At 70.3% G+C, this 25,646-nt stretch carries 19 protein-coding genes and 2 tRNA genes; 10 read left to right on the top strand and 11 right to left on the bottom strand.

Annotation, left to right across the window (positions count from 1 at the left end; genetic code table 11):
• Nucleotides 1-15 precede the first annotated feature (15 nt).
• The 4 genes from ABVN73_RS08170 (at nucleotide 16) to ABVN73_RS08185 (ending at nucleotide 4,303) form a co-directional block, all read left to right on the top strand.
• Nucleotides 16-2,247, top strand: coding sequence for a DNA topoisomerase (locus ABVN73_RS08170; protein WP_353857578.1), 2,232 nt, complete (start codon nucleotides 16-18; stop codon nucleotides 2,245-2,247).
• A 230-nt stretch (nucleotides 2,248-2,477) separates the two neighbouring features.
• Complete coding sequence (locus ABVN73_RS08175; RefSeq protein ID WP_353857579.1) at nucleotides 2,478-2,927, top strand: hypothetical protein; 450 nt, start codon at nucleotides 2,478-2,480, stop codon at nucleotides 2,925-2,927.
• Nucleotides 2,928-3,016: 89 nt separating this feature from the next.
• Nucleotides 3,017-3,367, top strand: coding sequence for a hypothetical protein (locus tag ABVN73_RS08180; RefSeq protein WP_353857580.1), 351 nt, complete (start codon nucleotides 3,017-3,019; stop codon nucleotides 3,365-3,367).
• Nucleotides 3,368-3,454: 87 nt separating this feature from the next.
• On the top strand, nucleotides 3,455-4,303 hold the full coding sequence (locus tag ABVN73_RS08185; protein ID WP_353857581.1) for a hypothetical protein: 849 nt from the start codon (nucleotides 3,455-3,457) through the stop codon (nucleotides 4,301-4,303).
• Nucleotides 4,304-4,374: 71 nt separating this feature from the next.
• On the opposite strand, the gene ABVN73_RS08190 is transcribed toward ABVN73_RS08185, so the two are convergent.
• Entirely contained in the window at nucleotides 4,375-7,026 is a 2,652-nt protein-coding gene (locus ABVN73_RS08190; protein WP_353857582.1) for a glycosyltransferase, read from the bottom strand.
• A 192-nt stretch (nucleotides 7,027-7,218) separates the two neighbouring features.
• Here ABVN73_RS08190 and ABVN73_RS08195 point away from each other — a divergent pair, with 192 nt between their 5' ends.
• Nucleotides 7,219-7,482: a hypothetical protein gene (locus tag ABVN73_RS08195; RefSeq protein WP_353857583.1), complete on the top strand. Its 264-nt coding sequence runs from the start codon at nucleotides 7,219-7,221 to the stop codon at nucleotides 7,480-7,482.
• Nucleotides 7,483-7,609: 127 nt separating this feature from the next.
• On the opposite strand, the gene ABVN73_RS08200 is transcribed toward ABVN73_RS08195, so the two are convergent.
• From ABVN73_RS08200 to ABVN73_RS08220, 5 genes are all read right to left on the bottom strand, one after another.
• Complete coding sequence (locus ABVN73_RS08200; RefSeq protein ID WP_353857584.1) at nucleotides 7,610-8,392, bottom strand: Fe-S cluster assembly protein HesB; 783 nt, start codon at nucleotides 8,390-8,392, stop codon at nucleotides 7,610-7,612.
• Nucleotides 8,389-8,928, bottom strand: coding sequence for a hypothetical protein (locus tag ABVN73_RS08205; RefSeq protein ID WP_145678449.1), 540 nt, complete (start codon nucleotides 8,926-8,928; stop codon nucleotides 8,389-8,391). Before ABVN73_RS08205 ends, ABVN73_RS08200 begins: the two co-directional genes overlap by 4 nt.
• A 108-nt stretch (nucleotides 8,929-9,036) precedes the next feature.
• Nucleotides 9,037-12,444, bottom strand: a complete 3,408-nt coding sequence (locus ABVN73_RS08210) for an SNF2-related protein (RefSeq protein ID WP_353857585.1) — start codon at nucleotides 12,442-12,444, stop codon at nucleotides 9,037-9,039.
• A gap of 185 nt (nucleotides 12,445-12,629) precedes the next feature.
• The gene (locus ABVN73_RS08215; protein WP_353857586.1) at nucleotides 12,630-13,283 is read right to left on the bottom strand and encodes a phosphatase PAP2 family protein; all 654 of its coding nucleotides are present in this window, start codon (nucleotides 13,281-13,283) and stop codon (nucleotides 12,630-12,632) included.
• Nucleotides 13,284-13,306: 23 nt separating this feature from the next.
• Entirely contained in the window at nucleotides 13,307-13,813 is a 507-nt protein-coding gene (locus ABVN73_RS08220) for a hypothetical protein (protein ID WP_353857587.1), read from the bottom strand.
• A gap of 212 nt (nucleotides 13,814-14,025) precedes the next feature.
• Here ABVN73_RS08220 and ABVN73_RS08225 point away from each other — a divergent pair.
• Both ABVN73_RS08225 and arsN2 read left to right on the top strand, forming a co-directional pair.
• A tRNA-Arg gene (locus ABVN73_RS08225) sits at nucleotides 14,026-14,102 on the top strand.
• A 131-nt stretch (nucleotides 14,103-14,233) separates the two neighbouring features.
• Nucleotides 14,234-14,713: an arsenic resistance N-acetyltransferase ArsN2 gene (gene arsN2, locus ABVN73_RS08230; RefSeq protein ID WP_353857588.1), complete on the top strand. Its 480-nt coding sequence runs from the start codon at nucleotides 14,234-14,236 to the stop codon at nucleotides 14,711-14,713.
• A 5-nt stretch (nucleotides 14,714-14,718) separates the two neighbouring features.
• Here the strand turns inward: arsN2 and ABVN73_RS08235 are convergent.
• From ABVN73_RS08235 to ABVN73_RS08250, 4 genes are all read right to left on the bottom strand, one after another.
• A tRNA-Ile gene (locus ABVN73_RS08235) sits at nucleotides 14,719-14,794 on the bottom strand.
• Nucleotides 14,795-14,957: 163 nt separating this feature from the next.
• Nucleotides 14,958-16,919, bottom strand: a complete 1,962-nt coding sequence (gene rpoD / locus ABVN73_RS08240; RefSeq protein ID WP_094302951.1) for an RNA polymerase sigma factor RpoD — start codon at nucleotides 16,917-16,919, stop codon at nucleotides 14,958-14,960.
• A 185-nt stretch (nucleotides 16,920-17,104) separates the two neighbouring features.
• Nucleotides 17,105-19,036 carry a DNA primase gene (gene dnaG, locus ABVN73_RS08245; RefSeq protein ID WP_353857589.1) on the bottom strand — a complete coding sequence of 644 codons (1,932 nt, stop codon included), beginning with the start codon at nucleotides 19,034-19,036 and terminating at the stop codon, nucleotides 17,105-17,107.
• Nucleotides 19,037-19,074: 38 nt separating this feature from the next.
• Nucleotides 19,075-19,536: a GatB/YqeY domain-containing protein gene (locus ABVN73_RS08250; RefSeq protein WP_353857590.1), complete on the bottom strand. Its 462-nt coding sequence runs from the start codon at nucleotides 19,534-19,536 to the stop codon at nucleotides 19,075-19,077.
• 488 nt (nucleotides 19,537-20,024) lie between these two features.
• Here ABVN73_RS08250 and carA point away from each other — a divergent pair, with 488 nt between their 5' ends.
• The 3 genes from carA (at nucleotide 20,025) to ABVN73_RS08265 (ending at nucleotide 24,963) form a co-directional block, all read left to right on the top strand.
• Entirely contained in the window at nucleotides 20,025-21,200 is a 1,176-nt protein-coding gene (carA, locus tag ABVN73_RS08255) for a glutamine-hydrolyzing carbamoyl-phosphate synthase small subunit (RefSeq protein WP_353857591.1), read from the top strand.
• Nucleotides 21,201-21,482: 282 nt separating this feature from the next.
• Entirely contained in the window at nucleotides 21,483-24,557 is a 3,075-nt protein-coding gene (locus tag ABVN73_RS08260; protein ID WP_353857592.1) for a cache domain-containing protein, read from the top strand.
• A 151-nt stretch (nucleotides 24,558-24,708) separates the two neighbouring features.
• On the top strand, nucleotides 24,709-24,963 hold the full coding sequence (locus ABVN73_RS08265; protein WP_353857593.1) for an HNH endonuclease: 255 nt from the start codon (nucleotides 24,709-24,711) through the stop codon (nucleotides 24,961-24,963).
• 16 nt (nucleotides 24,964-24,979) lie between these two features.
• On the opposite strand, the gene ABVN73_RS08270 is transcribed toward ABVN73_RS08265, so the two are convergent.
• Nucleotides 24,980-25,624 carry a hypothetical protein gene (locus tag ABVN73_RS08270; protein WP_353857594.1) on the bottom strand — a complete coding sequence of 215 codons (645 nt, stop codon included), beginning with the start codon at nucleotides 25,622-25,624 and terminating at the stop codon, nucleotides 24,980-24,982.
• Nucleotides 25,625-25,646 lie beyond the last annotated feature (22 nt).

The raw sequence follows: 25,646 nt of genomic DNA on the forward strand, positions 1-25,646 counted from the left end.
CTTACCATGGCGGCCATGGCCACGCTCATCATCACGGAAAAATCCAGTCAGGCAAAGGACCTGCGCGCCGCGCTGGGGGATCGCTACGGGCGCATCCTGCCGGCCGAGGGGCATCTGCTGCGGCTGGCCGAACCGGACGAGGTCAACCCGGACTGGAAGCGCTGGTCGCCCACCCTGCTGAAGCCGGACGGACTCTACCCGACGCGACCGGACAGCGGCGGTAACAAAACGGCGAAGCTGGCGGCCATCAAGGCGGCGCTGAAGGGCTGCGACCAAGTCATCCTCGCCACCGACTGCGACCGCGAGGGGCAGCTGATCGGGCAGGAGATCCTGGAGCATCTGGGCTTCCGCGGGCGGGTGCAGCGCGCCCTGTTCACCGCCCAGGACCCCAAGACGATCCGCGACGCCTTCGCCAGGCTGAAGCCGAACACCGAGCTTCGCCCGCTCTACGAGGCGGCGGTGGCGCGCCAGCAGGCCGACCAGATCTTCAACCTGTCCCTGACCCGCACGGCGACCAAGACGCTGCTGGCGCCGGGGACGCGCGGCGTGATCGGCATCGGGCGGGTGAAGACCCCGACCCTGTCCATCGTCTGCCTGCGCGAGCTGGAAATCCGCAACTTCAAGCCGGAGGACTACTTCGAGGTCGTGGCGACGGCCACCGCCGCGGGCGGCTCCTTCCTGATGCGCCACGCCCCGCCGCCGAAGGATCGCATCAAGGACCGCGCCCGCGCCGAGGCCATCGCCCGCGCCGCCGACGGGCATGGCGGTCCGCTGTCGGTGACGGTGGAGGACCGGCGGCAGGCTCCGCCGAAGCTCTACGACCTGCCCGCTCTGCAGAAGACCTGCGGCCAGCGCTGGGGCTGGACCGCCGACCGCACGCTGGAGGTCGCCCAGGAGCTTTACGACGGCGAGGGCAAGAAGCTCATCACCTACCCGCGCGCCGAGGCGCGCTACCTGTCGGAAAACCAGATCGCCGACGTTCCGGCGATCACCGGGGCGTTGACCCGGCTGCGCGGCTTCGCCCATCTCGACCTGTCCCGCCCGGTGATCCGCCGCGGCAAGTCCGGCCATTTCTGCGACAAGGCGCTGGAGGGCGTGTCGCACCACGCCATCGTGCCCAACGTCAACGTGCTCGACGATCTGGAAAGCCGGCTCAACCGCCTGACCGACGACGAGAAGCGGCTCTACGCGCTGATCTGCCGCTCCTACCTCGCCGCCGTCATGCCCGACTACGAGTACCGGCAGACCACCGTCCTGATGGACGTGCCGGTCGAGGGCAAGCCGGTGGTCTTCCGGGCGGTCGGGCGCATCCCCCTGAAGCTCGGCTGGAAGGCGGCCTTCGGCTCCGCCGAGACGGACGGCAAGCCCGACGAGAAGGAGGAGGAGCAGGCCCTCCCCCCGCTGGCCAACGGCGAGCCGGCCCGCCTGTCCGAGCCCCGTGTGGAGGCCAAGCGGACCCAGGCGCCGCCGCGCTACAACGAGGGCACGCTGGTCGACGCCATGCAGAACGCCTGGCGCTTCGTCGAGGACCCGGCGCTGCGCGACCGGCTGAAGGAAGCCAAGGGCATCGGCACCCCGGCCACCCGCGCCGAGATCATCAAGGGCCTGCGGCGGCAGAACCTGCTGGGCGCCGACGGCAAGTGGCTGGTGCCCACCCCCGCCGGGCTGCAGCTGTTCGAGACTCTGCGCGGCGCCGCCCCCACGCTGGTCGATCCCGGCACCACCGCCCTGTGGGAGATGCGGCTGGACGAGGTGGTCGTCGGGCGCGCCGATTTCCGCAGCGTCATCGACGGCATCGCCGACGAGGCCGGGCGGCTGATCGGCGTGCTGGTCGGCAACCGTGGGCCGGCGGTGGATCTCGGGGTGCGCGGCGGCCCGATCCGTGCCGGACGGGGAGTGGGACGCCGTCGCTCCACCAGCCCGCGCGCCGCGGGAACGACGCCGCGGCCACGCACGCGCAAGGCGGCGGTCGCTGCCGTCGGTGCGGACGGCGAGGCGCCGAAGGCGCCCCGGCGAAGCCGCAAGACGAAGGCTGCGCCAAAGGTCCCGGACTCGATCGCTCCGGTCGCCGACGCCGCCCCGCCGCCGCCCGCCGCATCGTCGAGCGGCGCGCGGCGCAAGGCCCCGACGGACAAGATGGTCGCCTTCGCCCGCAGCCTCGCCGACCGCAAGGGCGTCGAGCTGTCGGACACGGTGCTCCAGGACTTCGATTCCTGCCGCCGGTTCCTGGACCAGCACGCGCGCTGAGCGTCGGATTGCCCCCTCCCCGACCCTCCCCCGCTTCGCGGGAGAGGGAGATTTGTCCCCTCCCCTGCGACAGCGGGGAAGGGTTAGGGAGGGGGCAATACCTCCCACAAACCGCACCAATCCCCCCCGACTGTGGCCCGGGCCACAGCGGCGGGGGCGGCGTCCGCCTACCCTCTCCTCCACGGACATCGAGCCACACACGGCCCCACACCCCGGAGGAGACCCAGCCCATGCGCCGCCTGACCCTGATCGCCGTCGCCGCCACCACGCTGCTCGCCGCCCCCCACGCCTTCGCCAACGACCTCAAGACCGGCGGCATGCCGGTCAACCCGATGATGATGCAGCCGGGCTTCGGCAGCCCCTTCGCCGCCGCGCCGTCGCTCTCCAACACCAACGTCGGCGTCGCGACGAACCTCGCGGCGGGGATCGGCAACAAGGCCAAGCAGAACGTCTTCACCATGCAGCAGGGCACGGGCGGGTCGCTGGTGAACACCAACGTCGGCGTCGCCACCAACGTCGCCGCCGGAATCGGCAACAAGGCGAAGCAGAACGTCACCGGCGTCACCTTCGGCTTCGGCAAGGGCGGCCTGCTCGACACCAACGTCGGGGTGACGACCAACGTCGCCGCCGGCATCGGCAACGCCGCCGGGCAGAACCTGTTCGGTCTTAAGGCCCAATAGGTTCAAGGCTCAGTGATCCACCCCATCCGGCGCCGCCGATCCGCCCGGCGGCGCCCCCTTTCCGGACTCCTCATGGGAGGACTGCCGCCATGCTCCGCTTCGCCCTGCCGGTCTTCGGTGCGCTCGCCGCCATCCTGACCCTGGCCGGAACACCGCAGACCGCCGCCGCCGACAACCTCGCTTGCCAGACGGTCAACGGGAAGACGGTGTGCAGCCGCGGTTCGGGCTCGCTGTCGTGCCAGACGGTCAACGACCGGACAACCTGCGTCACCGGGCCGGGCGCGCTGACCTGCGAGACCGTCAACGGCCACACCGCCTGCCGCCGCGGCCCCTCGCAGCCGGACCTGAAACCGATGCCGATGCCGCCGATGCCCCCGCAGGCCGCGCCGATGCCTGACCATCCCTTCGGTAAGAATTTCCCTTTTGAGGAAGAGGCGTAAAGCGCCCCAGCTGTGGTCCGCCTCACAGCGGCTCCCCGCCCGGCCGCCCTAGGATCAGCGCACACCGCCGAACAGAGGAGCCACGCCATGATCCGCATCCGCCGCTTCGCGCCGCTGCTGTCCGGCCTCGCCGCCCTGGCGCTGCTGGGCGGAGCCGCCGCCGCCCAGGATGCCGGCGGCTTCTCCGTCAACCCGCAACTCGGCGCGGCGGTCGGCATGTCTATGGGGATGGGAATGGGGATGCCGCCGCTGCTGCCGCGCCAGCCCGTCTTCGTCAACGCCGCCCGGCGCGGCGCGCCTCCGGGGGCGACGGTGACCAACCCCACCGTCAGCCGGCAGGCCACGCACCAGCAGGCCATCGCGAAGATCCGCGGCGACGCCGGCTTCCTGGGCGGCTTCAACAAGGGTCAGGCGCTGGCCGCCAGCCGCCAGCCGCCGCCGGAGCCCATCGTGCCGAACTTCACCTTCATCGACGCGCCCTTCATCGTGAACAACTTCGACAGCTCGCTGGCCCTGTCCTTCGGCGACAGCAACGTGACGGAACAGTACGTCATCCAGGGCGGCGACGGGTCCGCCGGGGGCGGTGCCGCTGGCGGCAGTGTTTCCGAGCAGGCCGCCGCGCCGGTCTCCCCGGTGCAAACGCCCTCCCCGGTCCAGGCCGCCGCTCCGGTGCAGGCTTCGTCCCCGGCGCCGGTCAAGGCTCCGGCCCCGAAGCCCCAGCCGGGCGTGACCACCGGCAATGGCAGCCCGCCGCCCGACGGCTTCTTCGACCCGATGATGAGCAACTTCGGCCCGCTGCCGCATCTGCCCGCGGCCCTGGCCAGCGGCGGCATCCAGTTCAACAACGTCGGCACCGCCTTCAACGCCGCCATGGGCCAGGGCAACATCGCCTCCCAGCAGATCACCAGCATCCAGGGGAAGAAGGGCAAGCGCTGAGCCCTCTCTCCGGGCACGAAAAAGCCCCCTTGCCGGCGGCAAGGGGGCTGTCTCCATTCAGAGTCGCGCGGTTAGGCGGCGACCGGCTCGTTGGCGGCCTTGGCCGGGGTGGCGGCGGGCTGGACCACGCCCTGCGGGGCGGGCAGCGGCGCCGGGCGCGGGGCGCCGGCGGGCAGCATGTCGCCGATCGCGAGGCCCACGGCCATCAGGTTGGGCACCGCCATCGCGGTCAGCAGGATCGCCCACAGCTCCAGCGACAGGGTGCCCAGCGGGTTGGCGTACCAGGCCGTCACCGCGGAGACCAGCAGCGCACCCGACAGCCAGGCTTCCGGCTTGGCGCAGAAGGCGCCCTGGGTCCGCTTGCCGCCCTTGGCGGTGACGCGGAAGGCGTCGCGCTTGCGGACCACGCCGCGCAGAGCGGCCAGCGCCACCGTGGTGGACAGGGCCATGCCCACGGCGCAGGCCCCGAAGCTCTCCTTCCACGAGTTGCCGGAGGCGTAGCGCGAGGCCAGCAGGCTCGACCCGGCGCGCAGGACCAGGGCGCCCAGCACCGCGGCGGTGGCCTGGACCGGCGGCAGGTGCAGCGGCAGGACCAGCGAGGCGAAGGTCCAGGTGACCGCCGCACCGGCGGCCAGCACGCCCACCGCGTCGGACCACCAGCGCGCCCAGTTGGTCAGGTAGCCGATCTTCTGGCCGACCGTCAGCTCCTTGGCGCCGGGCAGGAACTTCCGCCAGTGGGCGCGCAGGATCTGCGTGGAGCCGAAGACCCAGCGGTCGCGCTGCTTGCGGAACTGCATGAAGTTGTCGGGGGCGAGGCCCTGGCCGAGACGCTCGTCCGTGTAGGCGGCGCGGTAGCCGGCCGACAGGATGCGGATGCCCAGCTCCGTGTCCTCGCAGATGCCCTCTTCCGACCAGCCGCCGACCTGCTCCATGGCGGAGCGGCGCAGCATGATCATCGTGCCGTGGCAGACGAAGGCCTGGGAGGTCAGACCCTCCTGCATGCCGACGTCGAAGAAGGGGCGGTACTCGGCGGTCATGGCGGCCTTCAGCGGCGTCTCATGGCCGTCGCGGTGCTCCTGCGGGGCCTGGACGATGCCGACGCGCGGGTCGGCGAAGGTCGGGGCCAGCTTGTTCAGCCAGTCCGGCTCCACCGTGTAGTCGGCGTCGAGCACGGCGACGATCTCGGCGCGCGGGTCGGTGTGGCGCAGCGCGGCGTTCAGCGCGCCGGCCTTGAAGCCGGAAATCTTTTTGTACCAGTGGAACTTGAACTTCGGGCCCAGCTCGGCGCACAGCTCCTCGACCGGGCGGACCAGCGCCTCGTCCTCGGTGTTGTTGATGAGGACAACGACCTCGTAGTCCGGGTAGTCGACGCGGGCCAGCGAGGTCAGCGTGGCGGCCAGCACGTCCGGCTGCTCGCGGCAGGCGGCGATGTGCACGGACACCATCGGCTTGTGCTCCGGCACCGCGGGAACCCGCGGCAGCAGGGCCGGGGCGCGGCCGGTGAACAGGCGGCGGGCCACTTCGGTCAGGTCGGCGAAGGCCACCGACATCATCAGGGCGCCCAGCAGGAAGGCGGAGCCCCAGGTGGTCGCGGCGCCGAAGGTGAAGTATTCGGCGTAGGCGCCGGCGACGGCCGAGCCGACGCCGAAGCCGACGATGTTGGCGCCCACCGACGCGGCCAGCGCGTAGGTCATGTTGGTGCGGCGGCGGAAGGCGGCGAAGGCCGACAAAGCGAGGCCGAGGGCCAGCGCCACGGCGGCGCCGGCACGGTCGCCCCAGGGGGCCGGGACGTCGCCGGCCAGCGGCCATTTCGGCGCGCGGTCGGCGTCGAGCACGCCCCAGGTCGGGCCCGGCGAGCCTTCGATGCTCGACTTCCACACGCCGTCGAACGCCTCGACCACGTTGTAGTCGATGCCGAGCATCCCCGCCTCGGCGGCGAAGTTGCGGACGACGAAGGCCTGGGCCTGCGGCGTCGGGTAGGCGTCGTGGAAATTCTCGCCGCCCGACGGCCAGCCCACCTCGCCCACGAACAGCGGCTTGCCCGGATGCGCCTTGCGCACGGTGTCCAGCCGGTCGCGGATCCAGGTCAGCGCCTTGTCCACCGGCACGCCTTCCCAGTAGGGCAGGACGTGGACGCCCATGTAGTCGGACGCCGCGATGGTCTCCTTGGCCTTGACGATCTCCGACCACACGTCGGCGGTGCCGACCTTGATGTGCTTCGGCACGCCGGCGCGGACGCGGCGGATGTAGGAGGCCAGCTCCGCGTCGGTCAGTTCGGCGCGCAGCAGCGTCTCGTTGCCGACCACGACGCGCTCGATGCCGCGCACGGTGCGCGACAGCACGATGGCGCGGGCGACCTCGCGCTCGTTGCGGGCCTTGTCGTCGCTCAGCCAGACGCCCAGCGTGACGTCCAGGCCATGCTTGGCCGCGATGGCCGGGACGTCGCCCTGGGAGCCCAGCGTGGAATAGGTGCGCACACCGTCGGCGAAGCCGGCGATGGCGGTCATGTCGCGGTCCAGCTCCACCGCATCGACCACCGGCTGGTGGTTCGGGTCGTAGCTGCGGCCCGAGGGGGAGTAGGAGACGGATTCGATGCGACCCGGCACGGCGTCCACAGGAGTGGGCGCGTTGCGCCAGGACCAGAAGGACGCGTGGCCGGCAGTCACGGCGAGCATCGCCGCGGCCAAGGCCGCAGACCGGATCGAACGCTTCGGGTTGCTCATGTGGGGATTTCGCAAGCCTGGGTAGGATGGGTGGCGGGCGCCACCGGACACACAGACGAACGTGCGCTGCAAAAAACTATTCCCGTGCCCGCGTCGAATTTTTTTCGGGTCGGTGCCCGTATTGCCAAATCGGGAACGGCCGCCGTCCCGCTCCTGTTGGCTTCACCGACCGCAACGACGGGAGACGACGAAATGACCGGCAAAAAGGTCGATGTGACCGCGCTGGAGGAAACGATGGACGAGGTGGTCGAAACCCTCGACCTCGCCGAGCAGGCCGCCGGCTATGTCCGCAAGGAAAGCAGCGACCCCATGGACCAGGCCCGCGCCGCCGCCGTGCAGAAGCAGGCCGAGGCCATGCTCGACGCCGCCGAGCAGGCCGCTTCCGGTGGGGAACGGTCGCAGCGCAGCAACCCCTCCCCCCTGCCGGGGATGCGCCGCCCGCCGCTGGTGAATTGAACGCATTGGAAACTTTGGCCCCCTCCCCGCCCCACCCCGGCTCTGCGGGAGAGGGGGCCCTCCGCGACGCGGCGGCAGTCCCCTCCCCCTCGCAGAGGGGGAGGGTTAGGGAGGGGGCAGAGGTCGCCTATTTTCCTTCGACCGATTTTTGCTCAGCCGACGCCCCACCCGCCATCCGTTTCTGCCCCTCCGGACACAGCTCCAGCAGGACACAGCGCTCGCAGGCCGGGTTCCGGTAGAAGCAGACCCGCTGCCCGTGCAGCATCATCACCTCGTGATGGTCGTAAATCTGCTGGGCCGTCCATTCCGGGGGAAGCCGCGCCTCCAGGACGGTGTGCGACGGGCCGACCGCCACGCTGGGCGGGATCAGCCCGGTCCGCACGGCGACGCGGTGATGGTGGCTGTCCACCGGCAAGGCGGGACGGCGCAGGCTGCTGAAGCTCATCACCGCGGCGCTGGTCTTCGGGCCGACGCCGGGAAGCGCCTGGAGCCAGGCCCGCGCCTCCGGCACCGTCATCTCCGCCAGGAAATCCAGGGAAAGCGCGCCGCGCAGTTCGGTGATCCGCCGGAGGATCGCCTGGATGCGCGGCGCCTTCTGCTCGGGCCACGTCACGCCGGCGATGACCGTCTCGACCTCCGCCGGGTCGGCGTCGCGGACGGCCGCCCAATCCTCCCCCCAGCGCGCCCGCAAGGCGCGGAAGGCCGCGCCGGACGCCGCGTTGCGCGTGCGGTGCGACAGCAGCGAGGACACCAGTTCGCTGAGCGGGTCGAGCGCGCGGAAATAGGCGATCGGACAGCCGAAGATCAGGCAGAGCCGGCGGTGGATCTCCAGCAGCCTCTCGTCGGGCAAAACCGGGGGCGACAGCGCGAAGGACGCCTGCTCGTCGTCGGCCTTGAGACGGCGCTTCACGGGGCCGTCACGCCGCCCGACCGGCCGCCGTCCGGCAGCATCAGCCCCTCGTCCGCCGCCATGGCGCGGGCGCGGGGGTCGGCCTGCACGGCGCGGGCGGTGCTGCGGGCGCGCTCCTGGACGCGGCGGAAGGCGCGGAGCAGGGCCTGGGCTTCCGCCCGCTCCTGCGCGTCGCGCCGCGACTCCGCCGCTTCCGACGCGGCGATCTTGCCGGCAGTGGACCGCTGCGTCTCGCTGTAGCCGAACAGGCCGGGCTCCCAGCGCTTCAGGTTGGCGTAGGCCAGGGCGCGGGCGGTGCCGTCCAACCCCTGCCCGTCCTCCCAGGCGGCGCGGGCGGCGTGCAGTTCGTCGGCCAGCACCCGCTGGGGCGGGCGCGGCGGCGGCGGTGGCGGCTGATGCAGCCGGGTGCGCGCCGCCTTCAGGGCGGCCACGCGGTCCGGATCGTCACGCCAACGGCGGGCGTCCGCGGCGGCGTCGCGCCACGCGCCGATGAGCCGTTCCGGATCGGGTGCGGTGTCCCGCTTCGTCGATGCCATGGCCCTCCCCGTTGCAAGGGAAACGAACGCGATGCTTTCGTCGTCAAGGATCTATGCCATGGCGCCGCAAAGGCCAGACCGGGAAGGGCGGTAATCCCGAGGGTGCGGTCAGTCCGCCGCCCTACCCAGCAGATAGTCGATGTCTCCGCCTTCAAGTGCACTGATGAGACCGGTGCCCTCGATGGTTGCGTCGGACAGGTTTCCTTTGCGCCGTTGCAAGTCGAGGATGCGCTCCTCCACCGTGTCGGCGGCGATCAGCTTGTAAACGAAGACCGGCTTGTCCTGCCCGATTCGGTAGGCGCGGTCGGTCGCCTGGTCCTCGGCCGCCGGGTTCCACCAGGGATCGTAATGGATCACCGTGTCCGCCGCCGTGAGGTTCAGGCCGCGCCCGCCCGCCTTCAGGCTGATGAGGAAGACCGGAACCTCGCGGTTCTGGAAGCGGTTGACCGGCTCCGCGCGGTCCAGCGTGCGCCCGGTCAGCTCCACATAGCCGATCTTCGCGTCCTCCAGCCGCAGCTTGATGAGGTCGAGCATGGAGGTGAACTGCGAGAAGATCAGGATGCGCCGGCCTTCCGGCACCATCTCCAGCACCATGTCGGTCAGCGCGTCGAGCTTGGCGGTCTCCTTCACCTTGCCGGCGGCGGGAATCTTGACCAGACGCGGATCGCAGCAGACCTGACGCAGCTTCAGGAGCGCGTCGATGATGGTGATGGCGTTGCGAGACACGCCGCTGACCGCCAACGCCGCCCGCACCGTCTCGTTCACCGACAGGCGGATGGTCTCGTAGAGGTCGCGCTGCGCCGGCTCCAGGTCGATGCGCACCACCACTTCGGTCTTCGGCGGCAGCTCCTTGGCCACCGCCTCCTTGGTGCGGCGCAGCAGGAAGGGGCGGATGCGCCGCATCAGCTGCTTGGCGCGGGTGCCGTCGGCGCGCTTCTCGATGGGCGTGCGGTAGCGGCGCCCGAACTCCTTGCGGTCGCCGAGCAGGCCGGGCATCAGGAAGGCGAACTGGCTCCACAGCTCGCCCAGATTGTTCTCCACCGGCGTGCCGGACAGGCAAAGCCGGTTGCGGGCGTTCAGCGCGCAGACGGCGCGGGTCGCCTTGCTGTCCGGATTCTTGATGGCCTGCGCCTCGTCGAGGATCAGCAGGTGCCAGTCCCGGCGCTTCAGCACCTCGACGTCGCGGCCGACCACCCCGTAGGTGGTCACCACGATGTGGGCACGGTCGAGCTCGCCCAGTTTCTCGTGACGGTCCAGACCGTGCAGCACGACCACCCGCAGATGCGGCGTGAAGCGCTGCGCCTCGGCCACCCAGTTGGGGACGAGGCTGGTCGGAACGACGACGAGGCAGGGGTCGGTCAGCCGCCCCTCCTTCTCCTCCATGGCGATGTGGGCCAGCGTCTGGGCGGTCTTGCCGAGGCCCATGTCGTCGGCCAGGATGCCAGCGACCCGGTTGGCCCGCAGCCCCTGCATCCAGGCGAGGCCGACGCGCTGGTAGTCGCGCAGCGTCCCCTGGAAGCCCGGCGGCGGGTCCATTTCCGCCGGCAGCTCCTGCTCCTGGATGGTGCGCAAATAGCGGTCGATCTGGCCGGTGTCCTCGGTGCGACGCGCGATCAGGTCGTCGATGTCCAGCAGCCCGTCGGCCTCGGTCAGCGGCACCTTCAGCGTGTCGTCGAGCCGCCGCCCGCTGTCCAGCATGGACTCCAGGACGCTGAGCAGCCGCTCCACCCGCTCCGCCGGCAGGGCCAGCACGTTGCCGTCGTCCAGCACCAGATGGGCGCGCCCTTCGATGACGCGCGTCGCCTCCATGCCGCCGCGCTCGATCAGCGTTGCCAGGATGGGCAGCAGGGCGCGGCGCTCCCCGTCGATCTCCACGCCGACGTCGAGGTCGAACCAGCCGTCGCCGGAATCGCGCACGGCGACCGCCACCTCCTCGTTGGCCTCGACGACGCGGGTGCCGAAGTCGGCGCCGATCTCGACGATCCAGCCGTCCTTGCGCAGGGCCGGCACCTCGGTCGTCAGGAAGGCCGACCAGCGCTCCTCGGCGTCCTTGCCGGTCAGCCAGTGGACGCGGGTGCCGCGGGCGTTCAACTGGCCCTTGGGCGGCTCGATGCGCGCCTGGGCGAAGCCGAAGGCGGCCAGACGGTCCAGCGCGCCCTGCTCCAGCGCCTTGTCGCGGCGGACGAAGACGGCCCCGGCGGGCTCCTCGACGCGGGCGAACTGGCGCTGGTCGTCGGGCTCGATCTCCGAGGGCGAATCCTCCTCGCCGTAATCGAAGGCCAGCCGCAACACGTCGACCAGACCGCCGTCCGGCGACACCACGCGGCCCAGCCGGGCGACGACGCGGGGGTCGCGCTCGACGATGGTGGCGGCGGGGTCCGAGCCCATACGCACGCCGCCGGGCATGGCCGCGGCGAAGGCCGAGGCCGCCGGGAAGTCCGGGCGCTCCGCCGCGGGCCGGGCAGCGGCTGGCCGGGCCGTTGCCGATCGGGCGGCGGCCTTCAGGGGCGCCGCCTTCGCGGAGACGGTCTTCGCAGGGGGCGGAGCGACCGCGGCCTTGGGCTTCGGCACCTCGACGACCTGCAACTCGACGGGGCAGACGGTGCCGGCCTTCGGATCGACGCACCAGTACCCCAGCCCCTTGATCAGCGCGGCGCCGGGCGGCAGGCCGGTCGGGCGCAGCTTGCGCGTCGCCGGATCGCGGAAGGCGCGGATGGTCATTCCCGCCCCCTCCGCCAGCATCGTGCCGCCGCGCCAGCGCAGCCGCCCGCAGCCGAGCAGACGGCGCAGGATGCGGTCCACCACGTCGCCGCGGCTCTTGGCGACCGGCGTGCGCACCACCCCGCCGCCGCCGAGCAGCCGGGCGATGGCGCGGTCCACGTCGCCGTCCAGGCTGCGCGGCGCGCGGGCCAGCACGTCGCGCGGGCTGGCCGGGGTGGACACGTCGTCGCCCTCCCCCGCCCCCTCGACCGCGATCACGGCGGAGACGAACATGGCCGCCTCGTCCTTTCCCGGCTCCAGGGTCCAGCGGACGCTGAGCACCGGATCGGGCGGCGTTGGTGAGGAGGGCGGCGGTTCCGGAAGCGGCGGCGCGGGGGCCGGTTCGGGAGCCGGCCGGACCGCCTGGAGCGTCGGCGGCTCCGCCGCCGGGTGGGCGGCCGGCGGCGCGTCGAACAGGGACATCTGCCGCCCTTCCGGACGGGCGTCCAAGGTCATCAGCGCCGCCGCGGCCATGTGGGCGCAGGTGTTCCGCCCGCAGGTGCAGCTCTTGTCGAAGACCACCCGGCTGCGCCCGCGCACCGGGACGACGGTCACGGACAGGCTCCGTCCGAGGTCGGTCACCGTGGCGGCGATCCGCCCCTCGGCCTCGAGCAGCGTCACCGCCCCGGTCAGGATGAGCGTGCGCCCGCGCTGCAGCGTCTTCGCATCGAAGACGCGCGCCAGATCCTCCTGTGAAAAGGAGACCGTCGCGCTGGCGGTGGCGGCGGCGCGGGGAAGGGAACCGAACAGCGACATGGGCCGGAAGGGATACCGAAAAGCAGAACGGGTCAGGAACGGGGGCGTCGGTATAAGCCCACACCATGCCCCGTCGCAAGCCCGCTCTCAACCCTCAACCCGCACCGCAAGGCAAACATTCCGGTTGCCAAGACCAGGGAAGACCAGTCGTGAAATACGGCCGCATCCGCCAAGCAGAACACCCGCTACAGCCGTTCCAGGAAACTGTTCAGCGGCGGCATCGGGCCGCAGACCGGCGATTCCTCACGAAGCAGATAGGCGAAATGCTTCAGCATCGGTTCGGCGTTGGTGCGGTCGCCGAGCGCGTAGGTGGCGACGCCGAACAGCACGACCAGGGCCAGCACCAGCGGGCTGAGGTTCAGGCGCGACGGGGTCAGCCGGTTGAAGCTTTGCGCGAAGGCCGCCACCGCCAGCCCGCCGAGGATGAGGCCGACCACCACCTCCGTCACCGAATGGTAGCGCAGCAGGATGCGCGACGCCGCGACGCCCGCCACCAGCCCGAGGGCGCCGAGGACCACCACGCCACGCCGCCAGCCGTCCAGCGAACGCGCCGCCATCACCCCGACCGCCCCGTAGACGGCGGCGGCGAGGGCGGCGTGGCCGCTGGGGCTGGTCAGCCGGTCGTCGAACAGGCGGATGCCGCAAGCGTGGCCCAGGATCTTCAGAAGCGCCACCGAGCCCATCAGCATGGCCAGCACAGCCAGCCAGCGCGCCGCCGAGACCGCCGAATGGCGGCGCCACAGCATCACGATCAGGATGCCCGCCACCGGCAGCACGAAGGACGTGCTGCCGAGGAGCGAGATCGCCTTGTTGACGTGCCAGAGGTTCAGATGTCCCACGGTCCTCGCGGCTCCCTTTCCATTCAGCGCATGCGAACGAGCATTCCGTCGCGGTAGTTCCAGGCCGCCGTGCTCTTTCCGTCGGTCGCGGGCAGCGAAACGGTCAGCGTGCGGTCGGCCTGCTCCACCTTCGGCGCGTCGCTGCAGGTCCCGAAGGGCAGCGAGACGGAAGGCTTGGCCCCGCCGAGGTCGAGCACGCGGAAGCGCGCGGCGCATTTGCCGTCCACGCTCTCCTGCAGCAGCACCAGCCAGCGCCCTTCCATGTTGTAGGCGTTCACGAAGGACAGGGTGCGCCCTTCGCGGTCCTCGTAGACGACGCGGTCGTTGACAGTCACCTGGATGACCTTCGGCCCGAGTTCGACCATCTGGACGACCTCGTTGCCGATGGCCGCCGACACCAGGACCGCGGCGCCCGCCCGGTCGTCCGCCGCTTGCGCCATCCCGGCCGCCGCAACCCCGGTCGCCGCGATCGCGGAAAGCGCCATCAGCGAAGCCGCCGGCCCCATGACGGCGCGGCTCAGAAACGTCATGCCCATAGCTGTTCTCAAATGCCCTTCTGGCTGGTCGCTCTCCACGCCAAGGTAAGCCCAACCGCCGCCATTCTGTAGTCCGTCAAAGGGCTGACCTCCCCTTGCCGGAAAAATTTCACGAGCCGGACGATTTTGGTTGCCTTCCGGGCACGGCCCGATTAAAAACCGCGCCACCGCAGACGACGGCCTCGCCGACGCCGCGGCAGAGAGAAGCGCCCGTAGCTCAGCTGGATAGAGCACCAGACTACGAATCTGGGGGTCAGGAGTTCGAATCTCTTCGGGCGCGCCACTCTCCTTCTTCAAAAACACGCATGACGGTTACCAAACGCGGTTGGATCGGCAGATCCGACGGCGTTATTGTCGTTTCCGGCGGTCGCTCGCCCCCGCCGCTGCGGACGCGCCGGATCGAAGGACGCAAGCATGACGCGACCAGGGACGGCCACGCCGCTGGCGGAGGCGGAACTTCCGGCCCTCGCGGCCCTTCTCGCCGCGGAGGGCTTGCCGACCCGGGACATCGCCGTCGCAGGGCGGCGCTTCTGGCGCGTGGACGCCCCTGACGGGCTCCTCGGCTACGGCGGCTTGGAAGTCTATGGGCGCGATGGGCTGCTCCGCTCGGTCGTCGTGCCGCCGGAGCGCCGCCGCAAGGGCGATGGCCATGCCGTCGTGGAGGCGCTCACCCGAGAGGCCCTGGCGCTCGGCCTGGAGCGGCTGTGGCTGCTGACCATCGACGCCGCCGGATTCTTCGAACGCATCGGCTTCAGGCGCGCGGAACGCGGCGACGCGCCGCCGGACATCCGGGCCAGCGCGCAATTCGCGGGTCTGTGCTCCGGCAGCGCCGTCTGCCTGCGTCGCGACCTCACCTCGCCTGCGGCGGGAATGGACAGCACACGAACCATGTGAGGAAATGGTGGGCCCGGCCGGATTCGAACCGACGACAACACCGTTATGAGCGGCGCGTTCTAACCGCTGAACTACAGGCCCCCACCAAGGGATGCCGAATGTGCCCAGAACCGGGAGCTTATGCAACCCCGTTCGATGGAGGGCGCAGCCAAAATAAAGGCGCGCAAAATGAAAAGGGGGACCCGAAGGCCCCCCGCTTTCCATACGACCGCAATCCGTGCGGGCGCTTTCGTCCCTGGAACCCTCAGGTGTCCAGGAAGCTGCGCAGCTTGCGCGACCGCGACGGGTGCTTCAGCTTGCGCAGGGCCTTCGCCTCAATCTGGCGAATGCGCTCGCGCGTCACGTTGAACTGCTGGCCGACCTCTTCCAGCGTGTGGTCGGTGTTCATGCCGATGCCGAAGCGCATGCGCAGCACGCGCTCCTCGCGCGGGGTCAGCGAGGCCAGCACGCGGGTCGTCGTCTCGCGCAGGTTCGCCTGGATGGCGGCGTCGAGCGGCAGGACCGCGTTCTTGTCCTCGATGAAGTCGCCGAGATGCGAATCCTCCTCGTCGCCGATCGGCGTTTCGAGGGAAATCGGCTCCTTGGCGATCTTCAGGACCTTGCGGACCTTCTCCAGCGGCATCATCAGACGCTCCGCCAGCTCCTCCGGGGTCGGCTCGCGGCCGATCTCGTGCAGCATCTGGCGGCTGGTGCGGACCAGCTTGTTGATCGTCTCGATCATGTGGACCGGGATGCGGATGGTCCGCGCCTGGTCGGCGATCGAGCGGGTGATCGCCTGACGGATCCACCACGTCGCGTAGGTCGAGAACTTGTAGCCGCGCCGGTACTCGAACTTGTCCACCGCCTTCATCAGGCCGATGTTGCCCTCCTGGATCAGGTCCAGGAACTGCAGGCCGCGGTTCGTGTACTTCTTCGCGATGGAGATCACGAGGCGCAGGTTGGCCTCGACCATCTCCTTCTTCGCGCGGCTCGCCTCCTTCTCGCCCTTCTGGACGGTGGAGACGATGCGGCGGAACTCGCTGATCGGCAGCTTGGCCTCATCCGAGATGCTCGACACGCCGTCGCGCGTCTTGCGGATGTCGGCCTCGTACTTGTCGTAGAACTTGCCCCAGGTCTTGGGGTTCAGGCCGCGGATGCGCTCCAGCCAGTTCGGGTCGAGTTCGTGCCCGAAATAGTGGTTGAGGAAGTCCTCGCGCTTCACGCGACAGTCGGTCGCCATGCGCAGCAGCTTGCCCTCGAAGCCGGTCAGCTTGCGGTTCAGGGCGTAGAGCTGCTCGACGAGCTGCTCGATGCGCTGGTTGTTCAGGCGCACCGTGTTCATCAGCTCGACCATCTCGGTCTTGAGCTTGTCGTACTTCTTGTCCGACTGCTTGGCCACGTCCTCGCCGCGCTGTATGGCCGCGATGCGGCCCTCGTGCAGCTTGTGCAGCTTGTCGTAGGTGGCCTTGATCTTCTCGAAGGTCTCGATGACCTGCGGCTTCAGCGCGGCTTCCATGGCCGACAGGGACAGGCTGTTCTCGCCGTCCTCGTCGCCCTCCTCCTCGCTTTCGCCCTCGGGGCGCGGCGGACGCTCCTCCTCGGTCTCCTCCGGGGCGGCTTCCACCGTCTCGGCCAGACCTTCGGGGATCTCCTCACCGTCCGGGCCGCCGCCGTAGGTGGCGTCCAGGTCGATGATGTCGCGCAGCAGCATCTTCCCTTCCATGAGGGCGTCGTGCCACTCGAGGATGGCGCGGATGGTCAGCGGCGATTCGCAGATCGCCCCGATCATCATCTCGCGCCCGGCCTCGATGCGCTTGGCGATGGCGATCTCGCCCTCGCGGGACAGCAGCTCGACCGAGCCCATCTCGCGCAGATACATGCGCACGGGGTCGTCGGTGCGGCCGATGTCGTCATCGTCCAGATTGCCGGCGGACCGGCCTTCGCCCTCGCCGTCGGCGTTGGCGTTGCCTTCCGAGTCCTGCTCTTCCGATTCGACGATGTTGATGCCCATCTCGGAGAGCATCGCCATCGTGTCTTCGATCTGCTCGGACGACGACGTATCCTGCGGCAGGGCAGCGTTCAGCTCGTCATAGGTGACGTAGCCACGCTCCTTGCCGCGGGCGATCATCTTCTTGACGGCAAGACCCATGCCGTCCATGAGCGGGCCGTCGCCGGCCTCGTCCCGGGCTTCGGAAACTTCAACGCTGTTCGCAGCTTTCGTGGCCATGCGATCGATGCCCCCGCATTACCCCATTATAAAAAACCATAGCGCGCACCGCAGCGGCCCCCCGCTGTCGATCCGCACCTGCTTAAACCGGTTGTGAACCGTTCCGGACCTTGTCCGGCCAGACCCCTCCGGGTCTCATTCCCTCCGGCCCTTCCCTTCCGCACCATGCCCGGCGGCGATGGCCGCTACGCATCGTCGAGATCCTCGTCATCCGTCATACCCATTCCGGACCTGATGACCTCCTGTTGAAGGGCCACGACCCGCGCGAAGTTCGCCTCGCTGTTGTCACGGGCCAAAGCCGCCTCCGCTTCTCTCAAATCGGCCATCACCTGCCTGTGATGCAGGTGATGCCATGTCGGCCACCACCCCCGTTTCGCGTCCAAGGAGGACGCGTCCGGGCGTGCAAAGCCGGCATGGACATAGGTCGACTCGCTGAGCAGAGAGCGGACAATGGTATCATAGCCGGCGGAAGACAAGTGGCGACAAAGCGATGCGGCGTCAAGTCCCGAGTCGTTATCACGCCGCTCGGCAAGCAATCCAATGACCGCTTGGCGCAATTCCTCCAGTTCCCGGTCGGGAAACGGCAGCATGCCCAGCGATTCCCCCAACTCGTCGAACAAGTCGGGGTGGTTGATGATCACCGCCAGCAGAACGCGCTCCCGCGCGGCGGCGAGATTGCCGGGGTTGCGGCGGCGGTGGCCGGGCGGCGGCGCGGTGCGCAGGCCCGGCAGGCCCGGCGTGTGCCGGCGCGTCGGCTGGCCGAAGCGCCCACCCCCCTGCCCCCCGCCTTGCCACGAGCCGCCCGGAACCCAGGGGCCGCGCTCGTTGCGCCGGCGCGGCGGCGCGAAGGCCTCGTCGACGCGGCGGCGCATCTCCGTGCGGTAGAAGACCTGCACGTCGCGGTCGGCGATCTGCGCGACCCGCGCGTCCAGCGCCGCCTTCACCGCCGCCTTCGATTCGGGCGTGTCGGTGGGCTTGCCCTCGGTCTCCATGCGCCAGACCGCCTCGGACAGCGGAATGGCCTCGCCCAGCACCTCCTGCATGGCGCGGGGTCCGTGCAGGCGGATCACGCTGTCGGGGTCCTCCCCCTCGGGCAGGAAGGCGACGCGGGCGGAATGGCCGGGGGCGAGGTGCGGCAGGATGCGCTCCACCGCCCGCCACGCCGCCCGCCGCCCGGCGTTGTCGCCGTCGAAGCAGAGGAAGGGCACTTTCTCCGCGTCGGGGATCAGCTTCCACAACTCCTGGACCTGCATCTCGGTCAGGGCGGTGCCGAGCGGCGCGACCGCGCCCTCGAACCCGGCGCGGACCAGCGCGATGACGTCCATGTAGCCTTCGGCGACGATCACCGGCTTGCCGTCCGCCGCGGCCTGCCGCGCCCGCGACAGGCCATACAACAGAGTGCCCTTGTGGAACAGCGGCGTGTCGGCGGTGTTGACGTATTTCGGGCCGTCGCCCTCCAGGATGCGCCCGCCGAAGGCGACCACCCGGCCGCGCCGGTCGGTCACCGGAAAGATCACCCGGTTGCGGAAGAAGCTGTAGGGCGTGCGCCCGTCGTCCGGCCGCTTCAGCAGGCCGGCGGTCACCATGTCCTCTTCCGAGAAGCCCTGCTTCAGAAGCTGGCTGCGCAGCGCGCCGGAATCGCCGGGGGCGAAGCCCAGGCGGAAGCGCGCCATGCCCTCGGTGTCCAGGCCCCGGCGCTGGAAATACTCCAGCCCGGCGCGCCCCGCGGGGGCGTAGAGCTGCTGTTCGAACCAGCGGGCGGCCTGCTCCACCAGGTCGTGCAGCGTCTTGCGCCGCTCGTAGCGCTGCTTGTCCTCCTCGGTGGCGCGGGGGACCGGCATCCCCGCCTCGCCGGCCAGCGCTTCCACCGCCTCCGGAAAGGCGAGGTTGTCGTGGCGCATGACGAAGCCAATGATGTCGCCGTGCGCCCCGCAGCCGAAGCAGTGGAAGAAGCCCTTCTGGTCGTTGACGTAGAAGGAGGGCGACTTCTCGTTGTGGAAGGGGCACGGCGCCTTGTACTCGCGGCCGGCGCGGATCAGGCGCAGGCGCTTGCCCACCACGTCCGACAAAGCGAGACGGGTGCGCAGCTCTTCCAGGAATTGAGGCGGGAAGGCCATGGGCGGGCGGCCCCCGTTCTAGATCGGAAACCGCACCGTCAGCAGGCCGAAAGCTGCTGCTTCACGGTGCCGCTGACCTTGGCGAAGTCCATCTGGCCGGCGTAGCGGGTCTTCAGCTCCGCCATCACCTTGCCCATGTCCTTGATGCAGGTGGCGCCGATCTCCTCCACCACCGTCCTGACGGCGGCGGCCACCTCCTCCTCCGACATCTGCTTGGGCAGGAAGCCCTCGATGACGGTGATCTCCTCGCGCTCCTGCTCGGCCAGCTCCAGGCGGCCGCCCTGCTCGTACAGCTTGATCGACTCGCCGCGCTGCTTGATCATCGTCTGCAGCATGGAAAGGATCTCCGCCTCGTCGATGCCGTCGGTGACGCCGCGCGTGCGCGCCGCGATGTCCCGGTCCTTCAGCGCGGCCAGGATCAGGCGCACGGTCGAGACGGCGCGCTGGTTCTTGGCGAGCATCGCCTGCTTCAAGGCCTCGTTCAGGCGCGTGCGCAGCATTGCGTGTGTCCTTGTATCGTCTGTGGTGTTCGCCGGGTCGCAGCGATCGTCGTAGCGATCAACGGCCGTCCGGCAGCGTCCGTGCCGCCCCGGTCCTCCGCTGGATCGCGCGGGGATGGCGCGGGAGACGCGGCGCGAACCGGTAATATTCCTAAATTTGCTCCGGATTGCCACGTCAATTCCGAAGGGCCGCCTCCCACCCCCCGACGGCGCGTTCCGCAGCCCCTCCAACGGCCAAGCCCCACCGGTGAAGCACGGCGATTATGCAAACGCGCCGCTGGAAATCGGGGTACCAATCGTCATATACGGTTGACCGGCTCACCCGTCCCGACTAATCGATCCAGGCTCAGACACCCGAACCGCAAGGAACCGGGATGGCGGGGCACGGACCGACGACGACGCGTGCGCCCAGCGGGACGGGACGCGGCGCCGACGTTCCGCGATGCAGGAATTTGTGGCCCGCGGCGGCTCTTGATAAGGTCTGAAGGATGGCTCAATCGACTCTCCCGGCGGGCGATGCCGGCGCTTACACCGGTGTCCTGGTTCTGGCCGACGGCACCGTCTTCAAGGGCCGAGGCATCGGTGCGGTGGGGGATTCGGTGGGCGAGGTGTGCTTCAACACCTCGATGACCGGCTATCAGGAAATCCTGACCGACCCCAGCTACGCCGGGCAGATCATCACCTTCACCTTCCCCCACATCGGCAACACCGGCGCCAACCCGGAGGACATCGAGACGGTGACCCCCGCCGCGCGCGGCCTGATCCTGCGCGCCGACGTCACCGACCCGTCGAACTGGCGCGCCACCCGCCATCTCGACGACTGGCTGAAGAGCTACGGGCTGGTCGGCCTGGCCGGGGTGGACACCCGCCGCCTGACCCGCCGCATCCGCGACCTGGGCGCGCCGAACGGCGTCGTCGCCCACGCGCCGGACGGCAAGTTCGATCTCGACGCGCTGGTCGCCAAGGCCAAGGGCTGGCCAGGGCTGGAGGGCATGGACCTCGCCAAGGACGTCTCCTGCCGCCAGACCTACGGCTGGGATGAGGGCGCCTGGACGCTCGGCGCCGGCTACGGCACCCAGGAAAGCCCGCGCTTCCACGTCGTGGCGATCGATTTCGGCGCCAAGCGCAACATCCTGCGCTGCCTCGCCGCGGCCGGCTGCAAGGTGACCGTGGTTCCGGGCACCGCCACGGTGGAAGAGGTGATGCGCCACAAGCCGGACGGCGTCTTCCTGTCGAACGGCCCCGGCGACCCCGCGGCCACCGGCGAATACGCCGTGCCGACGATCAAGGGCCTGCTGGACACCGGCCTGCCGATGTTCGGCATTTGCCTGGGCCACCAGATGCTGTCGCTGGCGCTCGGCGCCAAGACGAAGAAGATGCCGCTCGGCCACCGCGGCGCCAACCATCCGGTGAAGGACCTGGTCTCCGGCCGGGTGGAGATCACCAGCCAGAACCACGGTTTTGTGGTGATGGAGGAGACCCTGCCCGCCGACGCCGAGGTGACCCACGTCAGCCTGTTCGACGGCACCAACGAAGGCATCCGGCTGAAGAACAAGCCGGTCTTCTCGGTGCAGTACCACCCCGAGGCTTCGCCCGGCCCGCAGGACAGCCATTATCTGTTCGACCGCTTCGTGGCGCTGATGGACGGCAAGCAGCCGGCCTGACGTCCGCAGGACGCACCGGCCGATAAGGAAAAGGGAGCCGCTCGCGGCTCCCTTTTTGTTTGTCCGGTTATGTTGTCCGCACGCGCGGGGCATCGCAGGCCCCCGCCCATTCCGTCCCGGGATCGCCCCCTGGGCGACGGCATCGCCCGAAGGGGTGACCCAACCGAAATTTCCACCCCCTTCGATAAAAACCCTGCTCCGTCAAAGGTGTGTCCTTTGCTGCCGGACTCTGCGATGGTTACTGACGCGTCCCCCGCTATCCATACCGGAGCATGACAACTCGTGCCTGTGCACGCTCAGGATGACGACGGCACCGCCGCCAGCGACAGCGTGGCGGGCGACGACCAGACACCGGTCAGCGGCCTGTCGCTGCGCACCGGGCTGGTGCTGCTGGTCATGGCGGCGCTTGTGCCGATGCTGGGCTTCGCCGGCTGGACGGTCTTCCGCATGGCCGAGACGCAGAGCGCGGCCATCGAGCGGTCCGGCCAGGATCTGGCGCGGACCCTGGCCGTCGCGGTGGATCGTGAACTCATGGCGATGGAAACGGCGCTGCAGGTCCTGACCACCTCCCCCCATCTGGAGCGGGGCGATCTCGCCGCCTTCCACCGGCAGGCGACCGAGGTGCTTCAGCACAAGGGCGCCCGGCGCGAGGGCGTCCACATCGTCCTGAGCAACGCCCAGGGCCAGCAACTGATCAACACGCGCCGCCCCTACGGCGAGCCGCTTCCCCGCACCGCGGTGACCGGCCTGGTCCGGCGGGCGGCGGACAGCGGCCAGGCCCAGATCTCGGAAATCTTCATGGGCTCCGTCGCCCAGCGCCCCCTGGTCGCCGTCGCGCTGCCGATCACGCGGAACGGGCCGTCGGAGCGCGTGCTGTCCATGAGCATCCCGACCGAGATGTTCATCGAGGTGCTGCGCCAGCAGGGTCTTCCGGAGGGCTGGGTCGCCGCCCTGTGGGACCGTCAGGGCGTCGTCATCACCCGCACCGCCTCGCACGACACCTTCACCGGCACGCCGATCTCCGCGGAGGTGTTCCGCCGGACCGCCTCGGCCAGTTCCGGCGCCTTCGGCAACGTGGCGCGGGATGGCACGCCGCTGTTCAACGCCTTCGCCCGGTCGGAGCTGTCGGGCTGGACCGTCGCCGTCGGCGTCCCGCAGGAACTGATCGCCGAGCCCATGCGCCGCTCGGTCACGATGGTCTTATGCGGCGGCGGCATCCTGCTGCTCGTCAGCCTGGCGGTGGCTCTGGTGGTCGGGCGGCGCATCGCCGACCCGGTGGCGGCGCTGGCCGGCGCCGCCCTGGCGCTGGGGCGCGACGGCCCGCACGCCGCGCTGGTGATGAGGGCACCGGCGCCCATCCGCGAGGTCAACGCGGTGGCCGGCGCGCTGAACCGGGCGGCCCGCCGCCTGCGCGACAGCGAGGCCCAGCAGCGGCTGGTCATGGAGGTCGTCGGCCTGGGCGTCTGGCGCTTCGACACGCGCAGCCGCCGTTTCCACGGCTCGGACCACACCGCGGCCCTGCTGGGTGTCCCGGTGCTCGACGGCGCCTCGGTCGAATCCTGGATCCGCAACGTGGCGGCGGACCATCGCAACGTCATCCGCGCCGCCCTCTTCCGCGACGACCCGTCGAAGGGCGAGCTGGAGGCGGAGTTTCCCGTGGGGTCGCCCGACGGGCGGGTGCGCTGGCTGGCCATGCGCGGCTCGTGCCTGACCGACCCGGACGGCACCACCCGCGCCGTCGGAATCCTGGAGGACGTGACGGAGCGGCGGCGCGCCCATGAAATGCAGCTGGGCGAGCTGGTGGACCGCCACGCCTCCGACCGCCGCCTGTTCGCCGCGATCATCGAAAGCTCCACCGACCTGATCGTCGCGGTGGACCAGGAGCTTCGCTACATCCTCTTCAACGGCGCCTACCAGCGGGAGGTCGAGGCGCTCTACGGCCATCGCCCGGCCATCGGCCAACGCCTGCCCGAGATGATGGAGCACCTGCCCGCCGCGCAGGTCACCATGGAGTCGCTGTGGGGCCGCGCGCTCGGCGGGGAGCGCTTCACCATCGTGGAGGAGCTGGGCGACCCCACCTTGCAGCGCAAGCGCTACGAGCTGGCCTTCGGCACCATCCTGGATTCCAGCGGGCGGCGCATCGGCGCCTACCACGTCGCCCGCGACGTCGAGGAGCGGGAGCGCACCGGCCAAGCCCTGCGCGAGATCGAGGAGACGCTGCATCAGGCCCGCAAGATGGAGGCCATCGGCCAGCTCACCGGCGGCATCGCCCACGACTTCAACAACCTGCTCCAGGCCATCGGGACCTCGCTCTACCTGCTGCGCGCCGCCGGGCAAGGCGGCGGTTCCAGCCATCCCCAGGCCCTGGACATGGCGGAGAAGGCGGTGGAGCGGGGCGCCACCCTGACCCAGCATCTGCTGGCCTTCTCCCGCCGGCAGCGGCTGGAGCCGAAGACGGTCGACGTCGGCGCCCTGGTCACCGGCATGGGCGGGCTGCTGGAACGCACGCTGGGCGGCACCACCCGCATCGTGACGGAGACGGACCCCAGCCTGTGGCCGGCGCGGGTCGACCCGAACCAGCTCGAAATGGCCATCCTCAACCTCGCCATCAACGCGCGGGACGCGATGACGGCGGGCGGAACCCTGACCATCCGCACCGGCAATTGCCCGGACGACATGGAGGGCCGGCCGCTCGACCTCGCCGCCGGGGACTGCGTGTTCATCGCCGTCGCCGACACCGGAAGCGGGATGAGCGAGGAGACGGCGGCCCGCGCCTTCGAACCCTTCTTCACGACGAAGGGCGTCGGGCACGGCACCGGCCTGGGCCTGTCGATGGTGCACGGCCTGGCCGCGCAATCCGGCGGAACGGTGGTCCTGACGACCCGGCTGGGCAGCGGCACCACGGTGACGCTCTACCTGCCGCGGGCCGACGCCGAGGAGGAGGCGGGCCGGGACGCCGAGCCGCCCGCCGCCGACCAGCCCCCGCCCCGCCCCGCCACCATCCTGCTGGTGGAGGATGAGGCGCTGGTCCGCATGGCGACCGCAACGGTTCTGGAGCAGGCCGGTTTCCGCATCATGGAGGCGTCGAGCGGCCCCGACGCGCTGGACGCCTTCGCCCGAGACCCGGAGGTGGACCTCGTGCTGACCGATTACGCGATGCCCGGCATGACGGGGCTGGAACTGGTGCGGGAGTTGCGCGCCCGGCGCCCCGGCCTGCCGGTCCTGATGGTCACCGGCTATGCGGAAATCCAGCGGGCCTCGGCGCTGGACGGGCTGCCCATCCTGCAGAAGCCCTATCAGGCCGACGAGCTGGTCGCGCGCATCCGCGCCGCCCTGCCCCCGGCGCCCCCCGCCTGACGGCCGCCGCCCAGCCGGACGCTCCATGCCGCCGCCCGACCCGACCCGTCCGCCCTCGTTCGATCCGCCTTCGTTCGATGGGCCGTCACGCCATATGCCGTCGCGCCACCAACCGTCGTGCCATCCGCCCTGCCCACTCTGCGGACGTCCGATGGTGCCCGGCCCCAGCCTGAACGAGCATCACCTGATCCCGCGCACCTACGGGGGGCGGGACACCGTCACGATGCACCGCATCTGCCACGCCAAGATCCACGCGGTGCTGAGCGAGGCGGAACTGCGCGACCATTACCACACCATCGCCAGCCTGCGCGCCCACCCGGACATCGCCGCCTTCGTGCGCTGGGTGTCCCGCAAGCCGCCGGAATTCATCGACCGCCACGCGTCCGGACGCGGACGCCGGCGGTGACGCAGCCGCCAAGGGATCAGACGCGCCCAAGGTAGCGGTTGATCTCGCCGTTGCAGGACTGGCCGATGCGCTCATATTCGGCGGGGGTGTCGATGCGGGCCTGGCGCGCGTTCCGCTCGCGCCCGAACTCCTCCATCAGCTGGCGCATCGCCGCCTTGATCGGCTGCTCGATCGCCGCCATGACCTGCCGCTCGGAGCGGCCCTGGGCCGGACGGGCGCGGCTCACCACCTCCTCCAGCCGGCGCTTCAAGACCGGGACATATTCCCGCAGAAGCTGCTCGTCCACCGTGACATGGCGCATCTCGTGGGCCAGCACCTCGCCATGGATGCAACTGCCCTGCGGCAGCTCGCGGGCCACATAGACGGTGCGCTCGTCATAACCGAAGGTGACGGTCAGGGTCTGCGCCGCGCCGCAGTAGCGGCCCTGCCCCAGCGACGCCGTCATGACGCCGGCCTGCCATTGCTGATTGTACTGGATGGCCGCCAGCCCCAGCGTGTGGGAGTTGGCGGTCCGCCCGGCGACGGGCCGCCGCCCCGGCTTCTGGGCCAGCTGGCGGATCGACTGGCTGTAATCGGTGCGCAGCGGGGCGATTTGCAGATCGAGGACCACGCGGGCCGGCGCGAAGTCCGGACAGGCGGCAACCCCGCTCTGGGCGATCACGGATTGCCCGGTTCCGAATTGA

The sequence above is a fragment of the Azospirillum formosense genome (assembly GCF_040500525.1).
Lineage (GTDB): Bacteria > Pseudomonadota > Alphaproteobacteria > Azospirillales > Azospirillaceae > Azospirillum > Azospirillum formosense_A.